This is a genomic window from Streptococcus sp. 1559, from assembly GCF_013276735.1.
Lineage (GTDB): Bacteria > Bacillota > Bacilli > Lactobacillales > Streptococcaceae > Streptococcus > Streptococcus pseudopneumoniae.
This window is the reverse complement of the sequence record NZ_VMLO01000003.1, coordinates 68,765-91,239: the sequence shown is the minus strand read 5'-3', so window position 1 is coordinate 91,239 and position 22,475 is coordinate 68,765. Positions and strand designations below refer to the sequence as shown.

The 22,475-nt window shown below is 40.7% G+C and carries 30 protein-coding genes and 2 pseudogenes; 4 read left to right on the top strand and 28 right to left on the bottom strand.

The annotated features are described in order from the left end of the window. Positions 1–53: 53 nt before the first annotated feature. From HT688_RS00740 to HT688_RS00610, 28 genes and pseudogenes are all read right to left on the bottom strand, one after another. Positions 54–518: pseudogene (locus HT688_RS00740) on the bottom strand (SP_0198 family lipoprotein). Between the two features lie 83 nt (positions 519–601). After that, positions 602–1,852, bottom strand: a complete 1,251-nt coding sequence (locus HT688_RS00735; protein WP_000464364.1) for a folylpolyglutamate synthase/dihydrofolate synthase family protein — start codon at positions 1,850–1,852, stop codon at positions 602–604. Between the two features lie 206 nt (positions 1,853–2,058). Continuing rightward, positions 2,059–2,364, bottom strand: a complete 306-nt coding sequence (locus HT688_RS00730; RefSeq protein ID WP_000017620.1) for a DUF1292 domain-containing protein — start codon at positions 2,362–2,364, stop codon at positions 2,059–2,061. Positions 2,365–2,379: 15 nt separating this feature from the next. Next, a complete protein-coding gene (ruvX, locus tag HT688_RS00725) occupies positions 2,380–2,799 on the bottom strand; it encodes a Holliday junction resolvase RuvX (RefSeq protein WP_001808830.1) in 420 nt (139 codons plus the stop codon). 3 nt (positions 2,800–2,802) lie between these two features. Further along, positions 2,803–3,069 (bottom strand): IreB family regulatory phosphoprotein, encoded by a 267-nt coding sequence (locus tag HT688_RS00720; RefSeq protein WP_000507059.1) that lies wholly within the window; start codon positions 3,067–3,069, stop codon positions 2,803–2,805. Between the two features lie 86 nt (positions 3,070–3,155). Beyond that, on the bottom strand, positions 3,156–3,725 hold the full coding sequence (locus HT688_RS00715) for an SP0191 family lipoprotein (RefSeq protein ID WP_000725131.1): 570 nt from the start codon (positions 3,723–3,725) through the stop codon (positions 3,156–3,158). A gap of 65 nt (positions 3,726–3,790) precedes the next feature. Beyond that, positions 3,791–4,189 (bottom strand): transcriptional regulator Spx, encoded by a 399-nt coding sequence (spx, locus tag HT688_RS00710; protein ID WP_000591165.1) that lies wholly within the window; start codon positions 4,187–4,189, stop codon positions 3,791–3,793. Between the two features lie 131 nt (positions 4,190–4,320). Beyond that, a complete protein-coding gene (locus HT688_RS00705; protein WP_001042863.1) occupies positions 4,321–5,382 on the bottom strand; it encodes a M24 family metallopeptidase in 1,062 nt (353 codons plus the stop codon). Beyond that, positions 5,375–8,206 (bottom strand): excinuclease ABC subunit UvrA, encoded by a 2,832-nt coding sequence (gene uvrA / locus HT688_RS00700; protein WP_050222805.1) that lies wholly within the window; start codon positions 8,204–8,206, stop codon positions 5,375–5,377. The genes HT688_RS00705 and uvrA overlap by 8 nt, the downstream gene beginning before the upstream one ends. A 332-nt stretch (positions 8,207–8,538) precedes the next feature. Further along, positions 8,539–8,943 (bottom strand): type II toxin-antitoxin system HicB family antitoxin, encoded by a 405-nt coding sequence (locus HT688_RS00695; protein WP_050222804.1) that lies wholly within the window; start codon positions 8,941–8,943, stop codon positions 8,539–8,541. Between the two features lie 47 nt (positions 8,944–8,990). Then, complete coding sequence (locus HT688_RS00690) at positions 8,991–9,176, bottom strand: type II toxin-antitoxin system HicA family toxin (protein ID WP_023935892.1); 186 nt, start codon at positions 9,174–9,176, stop codon at positions 8,991–8,993. Positions 9,177–9,394: 218 nt separating this feature from the next. Next, a complete protein-coding gene (locus HT688_RS11975) occupies positions 9,395–9,526 on the bottom strand; it encodes a hypothetical protein (protein WP_258953688.1) in 132 nt (43 codons plus the stop codon). Between the two features lie 69 nt (positions 9,527–9,595). Continuing rightward, positions 9,596–9,988, bottom strand: coding sequence for a transcriptional regulator (locus HT688_RS00685; RefSeq protein WP_050222803.1), 393 nt, complete (start codon positions 9,986–9,988; stop codon positions 9,596–9,598). 156 nt (positions 9,989–10,144) lie between these two features. Beyond that, positions 10,145–10,555, bottom strand: a complete 411-nt coding sequence (locus tag HT688_RS00680) for a DUF1492 domain-containing protein (RefSeq protein ID WP_050222802.1) — start codon at positions 10,553–10,555, stop codon at positions 10,145–10,147. Between the two features lie 375 nt (positions 10,556–10,930). Beyond that, a complete protein-coding gene (locus HT688_RS00675; protein WP_045605141.1) occupies positions 10,931–11,245 on the bottom strand; it encodes a hypothetical protein in 315 nt (104 codons plus the stop codon). A gap of 54 nt (positions 11,246–11,299) precedes the next feature. Continuing rightward, a complete protein-coding gene (locus HT688_RS00670) occupies positions 11,300–11,803 on the bottom strand; it encodes a hypothetical protein (RefSeq protein ID WP_050222801.1) in 504 nt (167 codons plus the stop codon). Positions 11,804–11,873: 70 nt separating this feature from the next. After that, positions 11,874–12,404 carry a hypothetical protein gene (locus tag HT688_RS00665; protein ID WP_050222800.1) on the bottom strand — a complete coding sequence of 177 codons (531 nt, stop codon included), beginning with the start codon at positions 12,402–12,404 and terminating at the stop codon, positions 11,874–11,876. An 82-nt stretch (positions 12,405–12,486) separates the two neighbouring features. Continuing rightward, positions 12,487–12,657 (bottom strand): hypothetical protein, encoded by a 171-nt coding sequence (locus HT688_RS00660; RefSeq protein ID WP_078929750.1) that lies wholly within the window; start codon positions 12,655–12,657, stop codon positions 12,487–12,489. Then, on the bottom strand, positions 12,638–13,495 hold the full coding sequence (locus HT688_RS00655; protein WP_050222799.1) for a DnaA ATPase domain-containing protein: 858 nt from the start codon (positions 13,493–13,495) through the stop codon (positions 12,638–12,640). The genes HT688_RS00660 and HT688_RS00655 overlap by 20 nt, the downstream gene beginning before the upstream one ends. A gap of 11 nt (positions 13,496–13,506) precedes the next feature. Next, complete coding sequence (locus HT688_RS00650; RefSeq protein ID WP_138704601.1) at positions 13,507–14,349, bottom strand: putative phage replisome organizer; 843 nt, start codon at positions 14,347–14,349, stop codon at positions 13,507–13,509. Then, the gene (locus HT688_RS00645; protein ID WP_050222797.1) at positions 14,336–14,617 is read right to left on the bottom strand and encodes a hypothetical protein; all 282 of its coding nucleotides are present in this window, start codon (positions 14,615–14,617) and stop codon (positions 14,336–14,338) included. The genes HT688_RS00650 and HT688_RS00645 overlap by 14 nt, the downstream gene beginning before the upstream one ends. Further along, entirely contained in the window at positions 14,610–14,951 is a 342-nt protein-coding gene (locus tag HT688_RS00640; RefSeq protein WP_049543979.1) for a helix-turn-helix domain-containing protein, read from the bottom strand. Before HT688_RS00640 ends, HT688_RS00645 begins: the two co-directional genes overlap by 8 nt. Beyond that, entirely contained in the window at positions 14,948–15,163 is a 216-nt protein-coding gene (locus HT688_RS00635; protein WP_050222795.1) for a hypothetical protein, read from the bottom strand. Before HT688_RS00635 ends, HT688_RS00640 begins: the two co-directional genes overlap by 4 nt. Next, complete coding sequence (locus HT688_RS00630; RefSeq protein ID WP_050222794.1) at positions 15,160–15,675, bottom strand: hypothetical protein; 516 nt, start codon at positions 15,673–15,675, stop codon at positions 15,160–15,162. The genes HT688_RS00635 and HT688_RS00630 overlap by 4 nt, the downstream gene beginning before the upstream one ends. Next, entirely contained in the window at positions 15,662–15,937 is a 276-nt protein-coding gene (locus HT688_RS00625) for a hypothetical protein (RefSeq protein WP_050222793.1), read from the bottom strand. The genes HT688_RS00630 and HT688_RS00625 overlap by 14 nt, the downstream gene beginning before the upstream one ends. 332 nt (positions 15,938–16,269) lie before the next feature. Then, the gene (locus tag HT688_RS00620) at positions 16,270–16,896 is read right to left on the bottom strand and encodes a Rha family transcriptional regulator (protein ID WP_050222792.1); all 627 of its coding nucleotides are present in this window, start codon (positions 16,894–16,896) and stop codon (positions 16,270–16,272) included. Then, positions 16,887–17,657 carry a BRO family protein gene (locus tag HT688_RS00615; RefSeq protein ID WP_000828330.1) on the bottom strand — a complete coding sequence of 257 codons (771 nt, stop codon included), beginning with the start codon at positions 17,655–17,657 and terminating at the stop codon, positions 16,887–16,889. Before HT688_RS00615 ends, HT688_RS00620 begins: the two co-directional genes overlap by 10 nt. A gap of 15 nt (positions 17,658–17,672) precedes the next feature. Then, positions 17,673–17,873 (bottom strand): helix-turn-helix transcriptional regulator, encoded by a 201-nt coding sequence (locus HT688_RS00610; protein WP_000040966.1) that lies wholly within the window; start codon positions 17,871–17,873, stop codon positions 17,673–17,675. A gap of 206 nt (positions 17,874–18,079) precedes the next feature. Here HT688_RS00610 and HT688_RS11595 point away from each other — a divergent pair, with 206 nt between their 5' ends. From HT688_RS11595 to HT688_RS00590, 4 genes and pseudogenes are all read left to right on the top strand, one after another. Then, entirely contained in the window at positions 18,080–18,670 is a 591-nt protein-coding gene (locus tag HT688_RS11595; protein ID WP_078929748.1) for a helix-turn-helix domain-containing protein, read from the top strand. Between the two features lie 636 nt (positions 18,671–19,306). Beyond that, a pseudogene (locus tag HT688_RS00600) lies at positions 19,307–20,471 on the top strand (tyrosine-type recombinase/integrase). Between the two features lie 160 nt (positions 20,472–20,631). Beyond that, the gene (locus HT688_RS00595; RefSeq protein ID WP_000815629.1) at positions 20,632–21,576 is read left to right on the top strand and encodes a magnesium transporter CorA family protein; all 945 of its coding nucleotides are present in this window, start codon (positions 20,632–20,634) and stop codon (positions 21,574–21,576) included. An 11-nt stretch (positions 21,577–21,587) separates the two neighbouring features. Then, a complete protein-coding gene (locus HT688_RS00590) occupies positions 21,588–22,271 on the top strand; it encodes a DUF1129 domain-containing protein (protein WP_172923454.1) in 684 nt (227 codons plus the stop codon). Positions 22,272–22,475: the final 204 nt, after the last annotated feature.

Genomic DNA, 22,475 nt, shown 5'->3' with positions numbered 1-22,475 from the left:
TCTAGGTAAAAGTAAAAAGGCTGAAAAATCCAGCCCTTCCTACTTGCATAGTCTTATTTAGTTAAAACGATTTGGTCCGATGGGTCTCTATCCATATCATCTACGATGATTTGATTACCGTTTACAGTGTAAATTTTGACATCATCACCAATAATCATGCGTTGATTTGCTGCATCAAATGTGACCTGTTTGACTTTCTGATCCCCGTCAGATTCGAGCTCAGTCCATGTACCAGTCGTTCCAGTGACCACTAAAGTAATACGGTCTCCGTCATCTTGGCCTGTATAAGTCCCATCAATATCAGTCGGTTGAGCCTCAGGTGCATTTTATGAAGAACTTGTTGCTACCTGGTTTGTATTTTCTGTAGACGATGAAGCAGCAGGTTGTGATTGCTGAGTTTGTTATATTTGTGCTTGAGCTGCTGGTTGTTGAATCTGTTGAGCTCTTTGTGAACAAGCTACTACGAGACTAAGACTTGCTAGAGAAGCAAGAGAAAGTGTGAATCTTTTTAATTTCATGATGGATTTCCTTTCTACTACCAATTTAGAGAAATTTTCTCTAACCAGCAATTCCCCTAGTATAACAAGTTCAAAAAAGGTGGTCAATTTATCTGTTCATGCCCCAGCAGGTAGCCCCGTACTTCTGAGATAAAATAGAGAGACCCTGTAATGAATAACAAATCCTGAGCATCTGTTCTTTCTTCAAAATCGCTGATAAATTCTCGGTAAGAAGAAACTATATCGTAACCTGTCACATCCCTTTCGTCCAAAGCTCCCTGATAATCAAAGCCAGTTACCTTGAGTTCCACCTGAGGCAAATTCTCAGTCAGATAACCTAACATCCCTTGATAATCCTTCCGTTTCAAGGACCCAAAGAGGATTTGAGGACGATAGGCTTCCTGCTCTTTTTCTTTGATAAACTCAACCAAGCGAGTCAAGGCAGGGAGGTTATGAGCACCATCCAAGTAAATCTGAGGGCGAATACGCTCCAAACGCCCAGCCCAATGGGTCTTCTCCAAAGCCTGTCTTACAACCTGCTCATCAACAACTTCCTTTCCTTCTCCCATAAAGAGAAGAAATGCTTGCAACGCCAAGGCCGCATTTTCCTGCTGATAAGCTCCTTCTAAGCCTATGTTCAGCTGTGAAAGATTTAGTAAAGAGCTTGAAAAATTACCATTCAGCATTGAAAAATCTTGACCTGCCTGATAAAGATCAACAGCTAAAGAGTCTGCTTTTTTCTGACAGACAAGCCTAGCTTCTGGAGGCAATTTCGCAATCACTGCCTTCTTACCAGCCTTGAAAATACCAGCTTTCTGCTCTGCGATTGCTTCCAGACTATCACCCAAGGTTTCCTGATGGTCAAGCCCAATGGAGGTGATAACAGCAAGCTCTCCAGTTACCACATTGGTCGTGTCAAGTAAGCCGCCAATTCCCACTTCTAGTAAAACCAAATCCACTTCTTGCTCTCTAAAATAAAGAAAAGCAATCAAGGTCAGCAGTTCAAAAAAGGACAACTGATCATGGGTTTGCAGAAGCGTTTTCTCCATCTCCTTGACCTGCTCAGCCAAACGGATAAAGTCTGTGTCTGCTATAGATTGCCCATTAATGCAGATTCGATCATTGATAGAGACGATATGAGGGGAGGTAAAGGTCGCGACTTTTTTGCCATGCCCCATAAATAACTCCCTCATAAAAGCAATGGTAGATCCTTTCCCATTAGTCCCTGTTACATGGATAATAGGATAAGACTTCTCTGGATTCCCTAACAAATCCACCGCTTGCTGTATTCGGCCTAAACCTGATCGAAAATTCAAACCAATCCGACTATAAAGCCATTCTCCTACTTCAAACATACACATCTCCTTGACAAAAGTCTAATCAATTATCTAGCAAAATTCCGTAGATAACAAAAAATGAGGTCAGGATTTTCGTCCCGACCTCTCACCTGGTTAGCTAATCACTAACAACTATGAATATTAACTTGGGATAAAACATCCACAGGACGTTCCAACTCTTCCCCATTTCTGGGAGTTGGGCTGATACAGTCTCCCAGACTGTATCACTCCTCCATAAAACTATTAAAGACTTCTTCAATCATGTTCCATTCGTCTTCTGAGTCTTCTGGGATTGGTTGCAATTCGCCTTCTGTTCCATCTTCGTTTTCGATGAATGAGTAAGCTTGGATTTCAACTTGTCCGTCTTCGTCTTCTTCTGCGTTAACTGGTACTAGAAGAACATAGTTTTTACCAAATTCTTCTTTTCCATCAATTGTCAAAAGGATTTCAAACAAGGTTTCATTTCCTTGCTCATCTACTAGTGTGATTAGTTCACGTTCTTCGTGGTCGTGGTTATGATCGTGTGACATATCCTCTCCTTTATATTAAAATTTTCTATCTAAATAATTTTGTAAAATCAGCTGAGCTGCTAACTTATCAATGACTTTCTTGCGCTTATTGCGACTGATATCTGCTTGTTCAATCAACATACGCTCAGCAGCCACTGTTGTCAAGCGTTCATCCTGATAGTCTACTGGTAAACCAAAAAACTCTTCTAGCTTTGCTCCGTAGGCTTGACTAGCTTCTACGCGCGGTCCGCTTGTATTGTTCATGTTTTTAGGCAGGCCCACTACAAATCGTTCCACCTTGTAAGTATCAACCAGCTCCTTAACGCGGTCAAAACCAAATTGGCCTTGCTCCTCATTGATTTGGATGATTTCAAGCCCTTGAGCTGTAAAACCGAGCGGGTCGCTAATAGCCACCCCTACCGTTTTTGAACCGACGTCCAATCCCATAATTCTCATAGGTTACAGATCGACTCCTTGTCCTTTAAGGTAGTAGCGAACCAATTCCTCAACGATTTCATCACGCTCATACTTACGGATTTGATTTCGTGCATTATTATAACGAGGAACGTAGGCAGGGTCTCCACTCAATACGTAACCTACAATTTGGTTAATTGGGTTGTAGCCCTTATCGTTCAACGAAGCATAGACATCAGTCAAAGTTTCGCTAATTTCTTTTTTATTGGAATCGTCCAATTTAAAACGTACTGTTTCTTCAGTAAATCCCATTCTAACACCCTCTTTCCTTAGAATAGTACCATTATAGCATAATTCCTTACGTTCTACAATTCAGGCAGTTTATTTATTTGGATTTTCTATTGTTCTGTCGCACCATTTGCCAATCTGTCTGAAATATATTTGCTTGGTTCATTCTTCAAAAGATTTTCTAAGCCAATATTCTTCAAATATTCTAACTGAGAAGCCTTCTTGACATCCAAAACTTGAAAATCAAAACCAGTCGTTGTTTGAAGTTCTGTTGCACTCAATAGTTTTGTTTCAAGCTTAAATCCTGCTAATTTACGAGCTTCTATGATGGAGTCGTCTTTCTCTTCCGCCTCGAGAAGAGCTTTTTGAGTTTCCTCCACTCCATGTTGGTCAATGTAGGTCTTCAGCTCATCTGAGACTGGACGCTTTTGTTGGATAGTTAGACTCAAAAAAATCTTGTCTTTGTAAGTAATGGTTTGGGTCTGCTGGCTACCATCATCTGACTTGGGCAAGACCAAAGTCTTGGTTACAACTGTATTCTTCTCAGCATTTTCAATAACTGGCAATGCCGACTGAAGCGTATCTTTTTCTGTTTTTGTAGCTGGTCCAGTTTCTTTTTTCTGTCCGCAACCAACCAGGACAAAAAGGAAAGCTAGACTAACAAGAACTATTTTTTTCATTTCTTTCTTCTTTCTTTTTGAAATTAAAATAGAATAAGACTGGGAATTGCTCCCAGCCTTGATGTTTATAGAGCTGCACGCAAACGTGCTTCTGCATTTTCTACATTACGGACAGAGCGTGGTAGGAAGGCACGAATATCGTCTTCCTTATAGCCAACTTGCAGGCGTTTTTCATCTACAAGGATTGGGCTCTTTAAAATTCTAGGTGTTTCCATAATCAGATTGAGGACTTCGTTAACACTCAAATCTTCAATATCCACTCCAAGGGCTTTGGCATAGCGATTTTTAGATGAGACGATACTGGCTATTCCGTTATCTGTTTTGGTTAGAATATCCAGTAATTCTTCTCGCGTAATTCCTTCTTTACCAAGGTTTTGTTCTTTATAACTTAACTGGTGGGCATTAAGCCAGGTTTTTGCTTTTTTACAGCTAGTACAACTTGAGACTGTATAAATTTTAATCATGTACCTACCCCTTTCGCTACATGTTACTATCAGTTTAGTCTATTATACCATAAAAAACATCCGACTTGCGACCTATTTTTAATTTTTTTTGACTTTTTTCGTCATTTTCGTACTTTTTTCTTGACAAACAACTAAATGACTATCAACTCTTTTGGAGCTAGGGTCAATAATTCACAACCTGTCTCTGTAATCAGGATATCATCCTCGATACGAACGCCATATTTGCCTTCGATATAGATACCTGGTTCATCGGTCAAGGCCATACCTGCCTTAATAGTTTCTGTAGAAGTTTGGCTAAAGTAAGGCTCTTCATGGATATCCAGTCCAATACCGTGTCCGATACCGTGGGTAAAGTAGTCACCATAGCCTGCCTCGATGATAATATCACGAGGAATTTTGTCAAAGTCACGGAAACCTAAGCCAGCCTTAGCCTGTTCAATCAAGGCTTGGTTAGCTTTTAGAACTGTATTGTAAATCTCTGCTTGCTCGTCGCTGACATGCCCCAGATAGATAGTCCGTGTCATATCACTGACATAGTGGTCGTAGAGGCAACCGAAGTCCATGGTAATAGCTTCTCCTAGCTCCACTGGTTTGTGCATAGGATGGGCATGGGGTTTGGAAGAGTTGATACCGCTAGCTAGGATAGTGTCAAAAGATAAGCCAGATGCTCCCAACTCACGCATACGGAAGTCAAGGAAGTTGGCTATTTCAATCTCTGTCTTTCCTGGTTTGATAAAGTCAAGCGCATCGCGGAAAGCTTGGTCTGAGATAGAACAAGCCTTACGAATAGCTGCAATCTCCGCTTCATCCTTAATCATTCGAAGACCTTCGACAAACTGAGTTTGTGGAAGCAAGTCAATTCCTTCAAAGGCGGCCTGCATACGATGATAATAAGAGACTGAAATCTCATCTTCAAAACCGATTCGAGATAAGCCCATGTCCTTAACAATTCCTGTAATGACAGCCAATTCATCACGGTCAGCCACAATCTCAAAACCACTGGTTTCTTGCTTGGCTGCAATGATATAGCGAGAGTCTGTCACCAAGACCTGACGGTCACGGCTGATAAAGACTGTTCCGTTTGAGCCCCAAAAACCAGTCAGGTAATAGACGTTTTTAAGGTTATTGATGATGATACCATCTAGTTCTTTTTCTTGCATTTTAGCTAGAAATGCTTGTACACGTTTATTCATGATGTAACTTTCCTTTCAAATACTGTCCTGTGTAGCTGGCTTCATTGGTCGCTACTTCTTCTGGAGTTCCTGTTGCGATGATGGTTCCACCACCGACACCGCCCTCAGGTCCCAAGTCAATAATATGGTCTGCAGTCTTAATAACATCCAGATTGTGCTCAATAACAAGGACTGTATTACCGTCGTCTACAAAGCGAGCTAAAACCTTAAGCAAGCGAGCAATATCCTCGGTATGAAGACCTGTCGTCGGCTCATCCAGAATATAGAAAGATTTTCCTGTCGATCGTTTGTGAAGTTCACTAGCCAACTTCATACGCTGGGCTTCTCCTCCAGAAAGGGTGGTAGCTGGTTGCCCTAGCGTCACATATCCCAGTCCCACATCCTTGATGGTCTGAAGTTTGCGCTGAATCTTTGGAATGTGTTGGAAGAATTCTACCGCATCGTTGACGGTCATATCCAAGACCTGCGAGATATTTTTTTCCTTGTAGTGGACTTCTAGGGTTTCACTGTTGTAACGGGTTCCGTGGCAAACTTCACAAGCCACATAAACATCTGGCAAGAAGTGCATCTCAATCTTGATGATCCCATCGCCTGAACAGGCTTCACAGCGACCACCCTTGACGTTGAAACTGAAACGACCCTTCTTGTAGCCTCGAATCTTGGCTTCGTTTGTCTGGGCAAAAAGGTCACGTATATCGTCAAAAACTCCTGTATAGGTAGCAGGGTTAGACCTTGGCGTTCGTCCGATAGGGCTCTGGTCAATGTCAATCAATCGGTCTACATGCTCAATCCCTGTAATAGTCTTAAATTTACCAGGCTTGTCTGAATTACGGTTGAGCTTCTGGGCAATGGCTTTTTTGAGGATGCTGTTGATCAAGGTAGACTTGCCTGAGCCCGACACCCCTGTCACTGCGATGAATTTTCCTAGTGGGAAGCGAGCAGTAACATTTTGCAAGTTGTTCTCTCGCGCTCCTGTCACTTCGATAAAACGACCATTTCCGACACGTCGCTCTTCTGGTACTGGAATGGCACGTTTGCCTGACAAGTACTGGCCTGTGATAGACTTACTGTTGCGAGCCACCTGTTTGGGCGTACCTGCGGCAACAATCTCCCCACCAAAAACACCGGCACCGGGACCAACGTCAATCAGATAATCAGCCTCACGCATGGTATCTTCGTCGTGTTCCACCACGATGAGAGTATTGCCCAAGTCACGCATCTTTTTGAGACTGGCAATGAGACGGTCATTATCCCTCTGGTGGAGACCGATTGACGGCTCATCCAATATATAGAGGACGCCTGATAGGTTAGAACCAATCTGGGTTGCCAAGCGAATACGCTGGCTTTCCCCACCTGAAAGAGTTCCTGCTGAACGTGACAGAGTCAGATAGTTAAGACCCACATTATTAAGGAAGGTCAAACGATCCTTGATTTCCTTGAGAATGGGACGAGCAATGATGGCTTCATTTTCAGACAAGGTCAGCTGGCTCACCAAGTCCAAGTGGTCAGCGATAGACAGGTCTGAGATTTCTCCAATATGTGGCCCTTGCTGGCCGCCCACACGGACAGACAAGGCCTGGTCATTGAGACGATAGCCTTGACAGGTTCCGCAGGTCAGCTCATTCATGTAGAGACGCATCTGAGTGCGAGTGTAATCGCTATTGGTTTCATGGTAACGACGTTTGATATTATTGATAACTCCCTCAAACGGAATGTCGATATCGCGCACGCCACCAAATTCATTCTCATAGTGGAAATGGAATTCCTTGCCATCTGAGCCGTATAGAATCAAGTTTTTATCTTCTTCTGACAAGTCCTCAAAAGGCTTATCCATATCCACTCCAAAGGTCGTCATAGCCTGCTCTAGCATGTTTGGATAGTAGTTGGATGAGATAGGATTCCAAGGTGCTAGCGCTCCCTCACGTAAGGTCTTGCTGGCGTCTGGCACTACCAAATCAGTATCCACCTCCAACTTGATGCCCAAACCGTCACACTCACTACAAGAGCCAAAAGGAGCATTGAAGGAGAAGAGACGTGGCTCTAACTCTGGAACAGTAAATCCACAAACTGGGCAGGCATAATGCTCAGAGAAGAGCAACTCCGAATCGTCCATAGTGTCGATAATGACATAGCCTTCTGCGATACGAAGGGCAGCCTCAATGGAATCAAAGAGACGACTACGAATGCCCTCCTTGATGACAATACGGTCAACCACGACATCGATATTGTGTTGCTTGCTCTTGGACAAGTCTGGCACTTCGGTCACATCATAGACTTCCCCATCCACACGGACACGGACATACCCATCTTTCTGAACCTTCTCGATAACACTCTTATGTTGACCTTTTTTCTTGCGGATGACAGGGGCCAAAATCTGCAAGCGCTGGCGTTCAGGTAACTCCAAAACCTTATCAACGATTTGCTCCACCGAAGAAGCCTTGATAGCTCCATGCCCCTTGATACAGTAAGGCGTCCCCACACGTGCGTAGAGAAGACGTAGATAGTCATTGATTTCAGTCGTTGTTCCCACCGTCGAACGAGGGTTTTTGCTAGTCGTTTTCTGGTCGATGGAAATAGCTGGGCTGAGACCATCAATAGCATCTACATCTGGTTTTTCCATATTTCCCAAGAACTGACGAGCGTAGGCGGACAAACTCTCTACATAGCGACGTTGTCCCTCCGCATAGAGGGTATCAAAAGCCAGACTGGACTTCCCTGAACCTGACAAGCCAGTCACGACAACCAACTTGTCTCGCGGAATCTCCACATCAATATTTTTTAAATTATGGGCACGCGCCCCATGAATGACAATTTTATCTTGCATCTTTGTTCTTTCTAGTCCATTATTGCTTACCATTATACCAAAAAAAGTGAGATTCTATTACCCAAAAGGCCGATTTTGTAGTATAATAAAAAACTTCTTATTTTATGTTTCCTTAGGGCTCCCTAACCCTTATATCACGCGCTTTTAAACAAAAAATACTAATATTACTTTTTACTACTTGCTCCCCCAAAGTACGCAAAAAGGGGAGCAAAAAAAGCCCCACAAAAGGGCTAAGATTTGACGAGTTCAGCAGGCAAGAAACTAGCACGGTCAAACGTGCTTTTTTTATCGCTGATAGGTATATTATACCATGAAGTACGTACTTTATGACGTTATACCTGTAATTCTTCCCTGATTGCTTTTTGTAGCAGCTGACTGAAATTGATTTTATTTTCTTTACCAACTTCAACCAACCAACTAGGGAGGGTTACAGTTTTATTGACAACCTTAGAACGTTCGCGCTCTCTAACTAGTTCCGTATCTACTGAGATAGCTTGCAGAATATCCTCATCACTGCCAAGTTGACTAGCCAAAGCCTTAAAACTAGAAGGTTCTGGGAATTCTTTACCTTCATCTTCAAACATGATTGTATAGATTTCTAGCACCTCACGGGCGTTATAAATTGCCTCGTTTAAGGTGTCAGCCTCGCTAATTGCTCCTTGAAAATCGGGGAATGTGATTGTATAACCGCCGTTTTCTTTATCCACTTCAAATAGTGCCAAGTAGGTGTATTTCATAATCTGATAATAACCAATGACCGCCCCAATATAGGGGAGGGAGTTTTTTACTCCCCTTCCAGTACTTTCAAAATCTTGCCAAGTGTTCCAGGTCTATAGTCGTTTTCTTTTGGTTTAGGTATCGTTACCGTTCTTCCGTCTGGATGCTTCCAAACTTCATGCGAACCTTTACCAAAAGCTGTTTTGATAAACCCTTTTTTCTTAGCAAGTTTCTTTAGTTCTCTTTCGGTCATCGATTTCTCCTTTCCGTATCTTTAATTATATTATACACTTGTTTAAAACACTTGTCAACATATAACACGTATTTTTACACTTGTTTTTCATAACCTCACAAAAGCCCCCAGATTCGTTTCTGAGGGCTTCTAGTTTATCCATGGTGTTTTAGTTGTCCAGTACGAAACAAAGCAAAATAGGGGGCGAATATGAAGCCTACGCCTACATTTGCCAACATTTATGCTTCTAACTCTTGTGGTAAGGTTAAATCTAAACCATCAAGGTCAAAATCTATGTTTAAATCGATGTCTATATCCATGTTTAAATCTATCTCCATATCCTCTAATTGGATATTCTCCAAATCAATCAAAAAAATCTTCAATCATGTCATCCCCCCTCACTTAAATCTCAACATTTCTCAACAAAACACCACCGACGCCTACTTATATGCTTCTAGCTCTCCGTTCTGGTGGATTCTCGCAAAGTTTAAGACGGCTATCTGTTTATATCGGTGGTAGCTAGTGGAGCTAGTACCTGCCATTTCTACGCATTCGCTCATAGTTTTCTTTCTCATATAGCAATAATGGATAATAAAGTATTTTCTGGCTCGCTTGTTCTCTATGCTGTTGATGTCATGGGCGAATATTTCCAACCCCTCACAGATTGCCTTTTCATGCTTGCTAGTCAAATTCCACTGGTCAGGTAAGACAAGTTTCCAAGCCTCTTCATCTATTGTAACTTGGTTTTCACTTCCTGCCATTCTCTGGAAACGTAGAAAGTAAGTCATCCGCTCTCTCACTTTCATCATCGTTTTAAACTTATCCAGCTCCATTAGTTCGCTCCTTTGTGGTATAATTAGTCTAAAGAGAAGTGAGGTAGAGATGATAGTGTCGCTACGCAACTTCATAGTATGAGATGACGGGACAGGCACACCGTCCACTACTCTTTAGCGCTTAGATTGTTCTAGGCGTTTTTTTGTGCTCACCTATTACCCCACATTTGCTAAGTGTTCTATGGCTTTTTGCCTTACTCGATATACCGAGGCTGTAGATACACCTATTTCCTCAGCAACTTGCCAAGCGTCAAGAATATTCAAGTAGAACAGCCTGAGAACAGAACGCTCAAGCGGATTGGCCAGCTTATCGATCAGCCTAGATATTTCCATTCTCTCTTCAGTAAGTCGCTCAATTCTCTGTAAAGTGTCCTCTTTTAGTTTTAGAACGCTTATAAGGTTATTCTCTGCTGTATTTACCCTGCTTGTTTGTACTCTAGTAGTGCTCAGTTCTTGCTTTTTGATAATACCACTTTCTAAAGCTGCAAGCTCCAAATATAAGCCTTCTATTTCTTTATTGATCCACTTAACGCCCTCTAGTTTTTCTTTTACCTGCTCTGGTGTCATGCCTTGGTCTCCTGTGTGATATAATATTATTGAGATTATAGCTGAGGCGGAGCGCCTTGGCTTTTTTCGTTTTCTCTATGTTCGCTCTTAGTTCAAGCCTATTCTCCATTCCATTTGATAGGCAATTAAGGGACGTTTTTATCTCTCTTATCTCCTTGTCATTCTGCAAGCAATTAAGAAGGCTTATTGTCGTCCTTATCTGCCTATCATTCTGCAAGGAGTAGATCCGAAATAAGAGGGCTAAAAACTTCGCTTATCTGCTTGTCATTTCTCAGGGAGTTAAGGAGGGTTTTTATTGCTCTTATCTGCTTGATAAATGATAGGGGGATATAGCCACTTTCTCGGCGTTCGCTCGGAGTTCAAGTATATACACCCTTACCATTCCTCTGGTTCGCTAAACATACTTTCAGGCAAGCCACAAACTAATACAAGATACTGACACGCGCTATAATCTACCCAAAGCGCTCCATCTTCAGAATGGTTAAAATACTTGTCTGGTAGTGTTCCAAGATATGCACCATTTTTATATATAGATACCCCACCTTCTCGGCTTGGTAACAGTCCAGTATATCCTCTGCGTAGTCCATGCTTCAAAGCGTTGCTATTGCCATATTTGGGCTTTCTATTGCCCTTGTTGCCTTTTGCTACTTGATTGCCCGGCAAAAACCTCCCTTGGCTATCGCGCTCCATATTTCCCCCTTATACGGTGTTCGTTTGGTAAATTACACACTACTTCATATTGTCTCACAATCTCGAACCATTCAGCCAAAATCTATCCCCTTTTTTAGTATACTTCAAAAACTTCTTATAGTGCTTATGATACCTGTCACGCTTCATATACTTTGGTCTTTCAGGGAAACTATCAAACATATATCCACCACGTCTAGGACTCCACCCTGGTTCTACCTTTCTAGCTTCCCTAAGCGCAAGCTCCCAGTAATATTGGCAATCCGTTTTACTGCGGTTCAGAGTGCTCTTGTGGATATCTAGACAAGTACCGCAACTAAAATATAAATACCGTTTATAAAGCAACCTGCACCGTCTACCACAATCAGGGCAAAGAAAGAAATAGCGATTACCTCCCTTAGTTCCTGCCATTCTGTCTAATTCAAATGACTCTCCACCAAAATCAATCATTAAATTATCCAAATCAATCTCTAAACGTTGACCGTCCAACTCAGCTATACCCTTAGATATTCCTCTCAGCTTCATTGGTTTAGTGATTGTTTCTATTGCTAACCGCTTCATTATTTCCCCCTATATGGAAAAACCCAAAACTATTGACTTGATAGCAAAAAGGGGATTGCTCCCCTGTGTTCTACTTCAAATGCTCTGTATAACCAGCAAGGCCTTTATATTCGCCCTCTACGTCCAACTTTTGGAGTAGGCTAATACTTTCATCGCCTAGCTTTTCCAGCGTACCAAAAGCAGTCATAGAGTCCATAGGAATAGGCTTATCAGAAAGCAAGCGATCAGCATAGTCTAATAGTTCCAGCTCGTAGTTTGTGACCTTATTCAGTAAACTTTCAAAGTCCTCTGACTCTTTGAGTTGAAGCACGCGCTCCCGTTTGTAACGTTCCTCAAATGCTTCATCGTCCACTGGTTGGTTGTAGTAGTCTTTAAAACTGTCACAAATACGCTTGAAGGTCTTGTTTAGTTTCTTATCCTCCACATACTCAGCGACAAGCGTCCCTTTATCCTTGTGAGTTATTGAAATAGATGGTACTTCATAAGTCCCAGTCATATATCCCAGTAGCGCGTGACCTGCTACCATAGCAGTATCTAGGTCTTTAAATTCGTAAGTGAAAGTAAATGTTTTGGCTTTATCTGAAAATGTTTTTAATGTCATGTTGTTTTTCCTCTTTCTGTTTTAAGGGTGTCACTAGTAGTTACACCATTGCAAGGGGGTCGGTACTATCTACCCCATTTTGTTATCTGTACAATACCAATACGACAGCCACCGAAGCGAACGGTTCACTGGTGGTATTACCAGAGATTTTAATATCCACCACTTCAACAGTCGCCATGAAGTCGTTGACCTCTTTCTCAAAATCTTCTTTGTTCCAATATCGTTCAGTATACTTAAAAAGTTGTAATGTCATGTTGTTTTTCTTTCAATCTTTTAATTGAGTATCGCTTATCCTTGATAGTAAATGACTTGAAAAAATTACCCTCTAGGCCTGTTCTAACACGGCTGGCCACTCTGTCACTATACATACTAGTAATTTCTGAGTTACTCAAATTTGTAGTAATAATAGTCTTGTCTCGATTACTGAGAATATCAAAAATAAACTCTTCTTCCCAGAATGATTTACCTTTACTACTAGCGTTGTCCGATTTTATACCTAAATCATCAAGTACCAGGTAATCAACCTCTTTTAGCATTCTTGAGTAGTACCCCTCTAGACTAGTAGGAGAGTTAAAGCTCTCTCTAACTCGTCTAAGGATTTCTGTTAGATTGACAAATAACACGCTTTTAGGCTCTCCTTTGGCCTTGTAGCCCTCGTTTATAGCTTTAGCAATAGCTACGCTCAAATGGCTTTTCCCTATGCCTGTAGATCCTGTAAAAAGGGTATTCCCTGTCACACCGTCCAGGTATTTATCTACCTGCTCCCTAGCAAATGCTAATAGTTGCTTTTCCTCGGCTGTTTCAGCTATGAAATTCTCAAAGCTAGCCTCTTTAAGCTCTCTAGGGATTGTACTATCTCGCATAAGTACATTATAGGTCTTTAGGTAGATCTCAGCATTCAAGCTATTATCTACTCCTTCCCTATCCTGTCTCTCTATTAGTTCCTTTGTGCATTCAGGACAAAACTCTTGTATACTTCGTTCCTTACTGCCTCTTATCGGTGTGGATATTTTCCAATAATTGACTTTGTGTATTTCACACACTTTGTCGCTAATTTTCCTGTTGTTATATTGCTCAAAATTATTTTCCATGGCTCCACCTCCTAGAATGGGTTTTCTTCTGTTCGTGTTTTAAGCCATTCCTCACGGTTAACAGGCTCCGCTTGCTTAGGAGATTGTTTCCTAGCTTCACGCACTGCAAAGCTATTTCTAACAAGTTCAACCGTCAATAAGTTGTCCTGTTTCCAACGGTTAAGAATTGCCTTGATATATGCAAAGTTAGCTTTTCCCTGACTGACAGCCTCTTTTAACGCCTCATGAATAAGCTCGGGGCTAAAATCTTCTAGCATATACTGCAAGTCTTGAATCTGTAACGGTGATAATGCTTTACCTATCTCAGCTTCAAAAGATTTATAGATATTTATAAAGTCTTGATTGAGGGTAGAGGGTGTGGGTGATTGTTCTTTATCTACTTCTACCTCTAACTCTTTCTCTATCTCTATCTCTATCTCTGTCTTACATGTAGTTAACAATGTAAGATTGTCAGATGACATTGTAAGATTTTCCTTTTGTTCTCGTTGCTGTTTCCGATATTCTCGCATGTATGCTGCTTGGTTGGTTTCCTGCTGTACCAAGGCTTTTGCCTGCGGTAGTTCTGCGTTTTTATCTTCATCAACTTGTATTAGACCACACTTAGTAAAGTATGCCATGGTCATATCTATATCATCTTCCGATACGTCTAATTTTAGGGCTAACTCTTCCTTGAGATTGTCAAAGTAACCCTCATAGTATAAAATACAGTCACTTTCTAAGCTCTCTAGCATGAGCCTAATATAAATCACCGTCATAGTGTACCCACCAGGTACCGTTTTTAGTCTCTTGATAAAAATATTATCAAAAAATTTCTTATCAATTTTTAGCCAAAAATATATTTTAGTTTTTGCCATTCTCCACCCCCAGAAACTTCCAGATGTCCGTAACTTTGTAATAGATTTTCCTAGTATCTTCTAGTGGGGGCTGGTATCGTCTTAGCCCTGCTTTTTCCCACTTTTGGAGCGTCAAATATTTTATATCTAACTCGTCCATGACTTCCTGAGCTGATATTAAGCCTGTCAGTCGTGGTTTGAGTCTGTCACGCGCTTCAAGGTATCTTTCCACTACCTCCAGAATGCCATGCGCTAAGTCTTGCTCACTTTCTCGGCTTAGGCTAAACATATCCGCCCACCTCCTTCAAGGTTTCTTTGTAGCTTTCTAGGTCGCTGTTCATCAACACTGCTAGTCGCTTGCTCTCCTCCTGTACTTGGTTGTAAAATGCCTTAGCGCCATCTAGTAGTTCGCCTTTATTCGCTGGGATAAAGTACCCACTAAAAATACCACATCTAACCCCCACAATAGGGATGTTATGCTTGACTACTAGGCGCTTGATGATGTCACGTACTGTTCTTTCTGTTAGCTTAGTTATAAGGCTGATTTCTGCCCCTGTTATGGAGTTCTCAGCCCCTACCTTGATTAGTCTTAATACTCGTTTGTCATTCTCTGATAGACTCATTCAGTTCCTCCCCATACATTGACCCCTGCAAGCTGGATATATCGCCCATAATCAGGGTTTAAATCCTCGCTAGGTGTTTCTATCGTCTGTTGGTTTTCTCGCTCAAATTGGGCGCTTTTTTTACGGTCTCGATGGTTTAGATAAAGCAGTAAGCCAATCAGTACCACGGTAACAAAAACTGCCTGTGTATTGCTTAAATCAAGTTCATTCATTGCTCTTCTCTCCATTCCTTAGCCATCTTATAAAGCAAGCTATCCTCTTCATTTTCCAATCTTGCCAAGTCTTGCTTTATCAACTCCAGCACATACTCATTAACTGCCATGTAAGTTGCTTTATGGTTTATAGTTTTCATGGTCTTATATAAAGCTTGCTCTAATACTGTGTATCTGGTATTTAAAAAACGTCCTACCCTTTGGAAATGTTTCCCAATAGATACCCTAAAATCAACACCATCCAACCGATATAGCAAGTTATGGATGTTCGCCCTGATAAGTTCATCATGGCTTTCTGTTACTTTTTTCCATTCGGATGCTTCACCATTGGTTGATACCACTAAAAGATCTATCTCCCTTAAAATACCCTTGTATTTTTTATCTACTTCATGATATGTTTCACTTCCATCTAGGGCATAGCTTTTACGGATTCGTTCCAATTCCTCAGCATGACGATATAAACCAGTTCCGTATAAGTCCTCAATCTCCAGTGTTATATTATCTATTTTCATCTTTCTCTTGCTCCAATTCTCTTTGGTACATCCCGATAGCCTCGTTTAGACTTTCTCTTGTTTTTATAAGACAATCATAAGCGAGATTAAAAATGGCGCTCTGTGTGTCGTATTCCAAGGTTAAAAGCATAGTCTTCTCTTTGGTGCTTATATTTTTATTGAAAAAGTGAAAAGTAGCGTCCAAGGCGTTTTCAGCGGTGTTAAGTCCTAAAGTTAAGTTATCTAGTTCATCTAAAATATTTCTCAAATCTTCTTTTGTCATTGTTTTTTCCTCCGTTGGCCTTTTAATTGTCGTTTACTATCCAGGATATCCTCACACTCAAGATTGCCGTCGGAGAGTGTGGGGATTTTTGAGTTGTTTCTTATAACGTTAATCCTCACGCTCTGAGTCGCCAAATTGAAAGCGTGAGAAAGTACCAGTTTTAAGAGTTGGCGCTCTCCGTATGGTCAAATTGCCCTAAATATGCTATAATCTAGGTATAAATCTTTACTAAAACCTCTTTGATAATAGCTTGCCTGCTTTTTGTTAAATTCGTTTTAGTGTTAGTGTGAAAGGCTTTGCTGATTGGTCTCGGTAAGCCTTTTTTGTTGCTCTCACGCGCTTCTTTGGCGTGTTTTTTTATTTCTGAATGCCATAGCTTTGATTTCCTGATAACTCATATTCAAGCCAATCATGGCTATTACCATATCCTCAAATGCCTGGTATTGCTCTAGCTCGTCACTGGTCAAGCTATCGATGCCATTATAGCCCCCACGTTCTTCCCTTAACTGCTTAGCGTTCCTGTCAGTTACTGCTTTCAGTAGCAAGTTGTTCATGGTGCTGTGTGCATGTTTGGGTGCATTCCTCCAAGTCTCTATACTGTCATGCAGTGTTTTTCTTTTTGGCTTTTCTAGCGCCCTCTGCATACGAAACTTAGAAAGCTCCTCACGCATTTCAAAGAAGGCTTTGACTAGGTTCATTTTGAACTGCCGTACAGGTTCAGTATTTCGTAAGTAAATGATCAGCAATGTTGCTTGTTGTTCATTTAAAATATAGTCCCGTACATTTTGCCCACTTTCTGAAGGTGAAATTTTAAATTGCACCTTTCCGAAGCTTTCAAAGTCCTCGCGGTGCTTATTCAGCAAAATCTTCAAATGTCTGTGCTTGATTTCTGCACATTCTGCCACAATACTGCTCAGTGTATAAGGCTCTTTCTTTCCGTCCATGTAGACTAGTTCCATTGTGGTTCTACCTCCTGCATGAATCGGGTTAACTTGCTTGTCAGACGGCTCTTGTCGTCCATATTCTGAGCCTCTGCAATGGCTTTGGCTAGTGTATCGATATAATACCGCTCTGCCTCTGCCAACGTGTCAGGGGCTTTTATAGTGGTCTGTGGTTCTTCCACCAGTTCCCCAGCCATGTAGTAGCCATTTAGTCGGATTTCTTTCAGAATGTGCTTGACCACTTTTTTAAACTCTTTTGCTAGTGGTTTGCGTGACTGCGATAAAACTTCATAGACTCCGAACTCTGTCAGCATATTCATTTCTCTTTTTTGACCTGCCCTAGATATTACATAGGTCAGCTTTTCATCATCATCTACCCGTTTTAGTAAATCTGTGGTGTTTTGGATTTCAATCATCTCAGCAACCTCTACCGCTACAAATAACGGATTTTGAATGTCTCCATAAACATCAAAATATTTAGATCCGAATCGTTGAGTTGTTACAACTTCCAAAACTTCCTTTTTGTTGTGTTGTTCTCCTTTTGGATAGAAGTTCCCAAAAAAATCACATAAACCTTTTTGTTGTGTTGTCATGTCTTGCTTCACCTCTCTGTATAACTTGTTTAGTCTTTTTCTGCTTTCCTTGTTGGGCTTATGTTTGCCCTGTGCCCACTTGCCAACTGTTCGGGGATCTATGCCTATTCGTTGGCCAATAGCTACCAAGTTCAGCCCGTGAGTGGTTCGCATTTCATCGATGACCCTTGTATAGTTCCTCTTCATTGCTTGCCTGCCTTTCTAGCTATAAAACAGTTCATCTATGGTTATATCTGATTTGATTTCTGCAACCATTGACTTAATCGCTAGACGTTCTTTGTCATTGAATGGCGTTTTACCTAATTCTTTGTTGTTGTATGACTGCAAAGAAATTTTTAGCTTGTCCGCCATCTGTTGCTGAGTTAGTCCTAACATAACCCGATAGCCTCGTAGTTTGCTCATAGGTTTCCCCCTTTCTAAAAAATCCCCCTCCATGAATAGATTGAAAGTGTGAAAGGTTGGAGGGTGCGGTATCCAATTTGGATACCTTTTGTTTTATTATATATCCGTTTCGGTTAATTGTCAACTGTTTTTTAGAATTTTTTGTATCATTTCTTGATGCTTTTCTAAAAATCAGATATAATCATCTGTGAAAGGTGTGATAAATTATGAATAGATTGAAAGAACTGAGAAAACAAAAAGGGCTAACCCAACAAGGATTAGCTGATGAAATTTCTGTATCTAAAATCACCGTATTGCGATGGGAAAACGAGGAACGCCAAATAAAACCAGAAAAAGCCCAGCAACTAGCTGACTTCTTCGGGGTAAGCGTTGGATATCTGTTGGGGTTTAGTAACGATGTAGAAAAACACCCTTTTGAATGGGATGAAATTTCGGAAATTTCTAAACCATATTTGGTAAAAGAACTAGAAAAACGAAGGCAAGAAAGAAGAGAAGAACTAAGAGTTTTAAGAGATTTTGCAAAAAATAATGATTTAACTGAAAATATAAATAATGTAACTCAAAAATTAGGAGATATTGTAATACCTTATCTTGATTTAAATGCGCAATTAAAAGCGAAACAAAAGTTCTCAGATAGTGAGAAGAAAGCATTGGGATACCTTGAAAATCAAGTTTTAAACTTGAACTCAGCATTTTCTCAAACACTTTTGACAATTTTTAAAGGTATGCAATCTATAGATGAATATAAAAATATGGAAAATGTATTGAATTTCCTTAAAGAATCTGAAAGCAAATAAATCACGCGATAAATATAGTGATGGTCGAAGTCGTGGGCATATATAGAGAGAATTAACCCCATATTCGCCAATAGCAACCATCTTTTCATGGTCTATTGTGCAAAAATAGGGGAAATTGAAGAATAGAAAGCCGATTTTACAGACCAAAGCGCAAAAATAAGCAAAATTGTAAAATAGCAACAAAAAGACAAGCTAGCTACTGCCAACTTGTCTGATAGTACCTAACTGAAAATAAGCGAAAGGTTAGGTATTTACAACATCATTATACCAGTCTTGCAGTTAAAAAGCGACCTATAGCATACCACGCGCCACAATGTCCAACAATCATGAAGCGCGTGCTTCAGCAAGTCCGCTGACTTTGTCTATCAACAACTTCCTTCCCCTTTTTTAGGGACTCAGAAAATGAAGAAAATTGCTTTTTTCCAGTATTCTTGAAAATCCGACATTTTCCAACATTTACCCGTATATGTAAAAACACCCATACTAACCCCATATCCGCCTTGTTTTTTATTCTGGTATTATTTACCGTCTGACTACTTAAAACCAAAAATAAGGGGTTCTCGTAGCCCCTAGCATGATATAAAACCTTTTTGATAATGGCTTGCCTGCTGATGTATTTTAGAAAGGTTTATCATCATGAAAATAACTGAAGTTATAAAAAAAGACGGTAGCAAAGTCTATCGTGCTAATGTATATTTAGGAGTTGACCAGGTAACAGGAAAGAAAGTTAAAACTAAGGTAACGGGGCGGACACAAAAGGAAGTTAAGCAGAAAGCCAATCAAGAAAAAATTACTTTCCAGAAAGATGGTTGTACTAGACAAAAGGCTAGCACCATAAAAAACTATCAAGAATTAGCCAATCTCTGGCTAGAAAGTTATAAGAATACGGTTAAGCCAAACACTCAAGGCAATGTTAGAAAGCTAATCGATAATCATATATTGCCTATTTTTGGGGCTTACAAGCTCGATAAGCTCACTACTCCACTTATCCAGTCAATTATCAACGAACTTGCTGACAAGACTAATAGAGGGGAAAAAGGGGCTTTTCTACATTATGACAAGATACACGCTTTAAACAAACGTATCTTACAGTATGGCGTAACCATGCAGGCTATACCGTCCAATCCTGCGCGTGATGTTGTTTTACCTCGTAACACTCAGAAAGCAAAGCGGAAAAAAGTAAAACACTTTGAAAATCAAGAACTAAAAAAGTTTCTTGGTTATCTCGATAATTTAGATAGCGATAGATATCGTTACTACTATGAGACAACGCTCTATAAGTTCCTATTGGCTTGGTTGCCGTATCAATGAAGCTTTAGCTCTTTCCTGGTCTGATATAGATTTAGATAATGCCGTGGTACATGTTACCAAAACACTAAATCGTGATTTAGAAATTAATAGCCCAAAATCTAAGGCTAGTTATCGGGATATAGATATAGATCAAGCGACTGTTAGCATGCTAAAACAGTACAAACTACGCCAAGCTAAAGAGGCTTGGAAGATAGGGCAACGTGAAAGCGTGGTATTTTCTGATTTCATTCATGACTATCCTAGCAGTTCAAGACTTAAAAGAAGATTGCAAACACATTTTAAGCGTGCTGATGTTCCTAACATTGGATTTCACGGATTCCGTCACACTCACGCTAGTCTCTTGCTTAACTCTGGAATACCATACAAAGAACTCCAGTACCGCCTAGGTCATTCCACTTTATCAATGACCATGGATATATATAGCCACCTCTCAAAAGAGAACGCAAAAAAAGCAGTATCATTCTACGAAACTGCACTAAAAGCACTATAGGGGGAGCAAAAAGGGGAGCAAATTTAAAAATCAACATTTCAAGACAAAGTAAAAATCCAATAGCAACAGGATTTTTGTTAGATTTATTTTGAAAAAGGCCGATTTTGTAGTATAATAGTACGGTGTGAAAAAATCTGAAAAATGAGAAAGGATAAGGGATATGAAACAAGTTTTTCTCTCTACAACAACTGAATTTAAAGAGATCGATACGCTTGAACCGGGTACTTGGATCAATCTCGTCAATCCGACTCAAAATGAATCACTCGAAATCGCCAACACCTTCGATATTGATATTGCCGACCTTCGAGCACCGCTCGATGCGGAAGAAATGTCTCGTATTACCATTGAAGACGAGTATACCCTGATTATCGTAGACGTGCCGGTCACGGAGGAAAGAAATAACCGCACCTACTACGTAACCATACCGCTTGGTATTATCATCACTGAGGAAACCATTATCACTACGTGTTTGGAACCACTACCTGTCCTTGATGTCTTTATCAACCGTCGTTTGCGTAATTTCTATACCTTCATGCGCTCACGTTTTATCTTCCAGATTCTCTATCGCAATGCAGAACTTTACCTAACAGCCCTTCGTTCGATTGACCGTAAGAGTGAACAAATCGAAAGTCAACTGCATCAATCAACTCGTAATGAAGAATTGATTGAGCTCATGGAATTGGAAAAAACTATCGTCTATTTCAAAGCCTCCCTCAAAACAAATGAGCGCGTGATTAAGAAATTGACCAGTTCAACCAGCAATATCAAGAAATACCTTGAGGACGAAGACCTGCTTGAAGACACCCTGATTGAAACCCAACAGGCCATCGAGATGGCAGACATTTATGGAAACGTCTTGCATTCTATGACAGAGACCTTCGCCTCTATCATTTCTAACAACCAGAACAACATCATGAAAACCTTGGCTCTTGTGACCATCGTCATGTCCATCCCAACCATGGTCTTTTCTGCCTACGGGATGAACTTTAAGGATAATGAAATCCCCCTAAACGGAGAGCCAAATGCCTTCTGGTTAATCGTCTTTATCGCCTTTGCTATGAGTGTCTCGCTCACTCTCTATCTCATCCATAAAAAATGGTTCTAAGAGGAGTTCCTATGTCTCAGATTGATCTACAAAAATTAACTAAGAAAAACCAAGAGTTTGTCCACATTGCTACCCAACAATTCATCAAAGATGGGAAAACAGACGCTGAAATCCAGACTATTTTTGAGGAAGTCATTCCCCAAATCCTTGAGGAGCAATCTAAAGGTACAACTGCCCGTTCCCTATACGGCGCACCAACTCATTGGGCTCATAGCTTCACTGTCAAAGAGCAGTACGAAAAAGAGCATCCAAAAGAAAATGATGATCCAAAACTCATGATTATGGACTCAGCTCTTTTCATCACTAGCCTCTTTGCCCTTGTCAGCGCCCTCACAACCTTCTTTGCGGCAGATCAAGCTTTCGGCTATGGATTGATTACTCTTCTATTAGTTGGACTGGTTGGTGGATTTGCCTTCTACTTGATGTACTACTTTGTTTACCAATACTATGGACCAGATATGGATCGCAGTCAACGTCCACCTTTCTGGAAATCTGTACTAGTTATCCTAGCTTCTATGTTCCTTTGGTTGCTTGTCTTCTTTGCAACAAGCTTCCTACCAGCTAGCCTTAACCCAGTACTGGATTCATTGCCACTAGCTATTATTGGAGCAGCCCTCCTAGCCCTTCGCTTCTATCTCAAGAAACGCTTGAATATCCGTAGTGCAAGTGCAGGACCAACACGCTATCAAGAATAAGAAAACGATAAAAGCAACTGCAGGTGCGGTTGCTTTTTCACTTACTTTTTTGATTTTAAAGTATTCTTCTGACATCCACATAGCTCCATCTAATCTTTTGTGATAAAATAGGCTCATACTCAATGAAAATCAAAGAGCAAACTAGGAAGCTAGCTGCAGGTTGCTCAAAGCACAGCTTTGAGGTTGCAAATAAAACTGACGTGG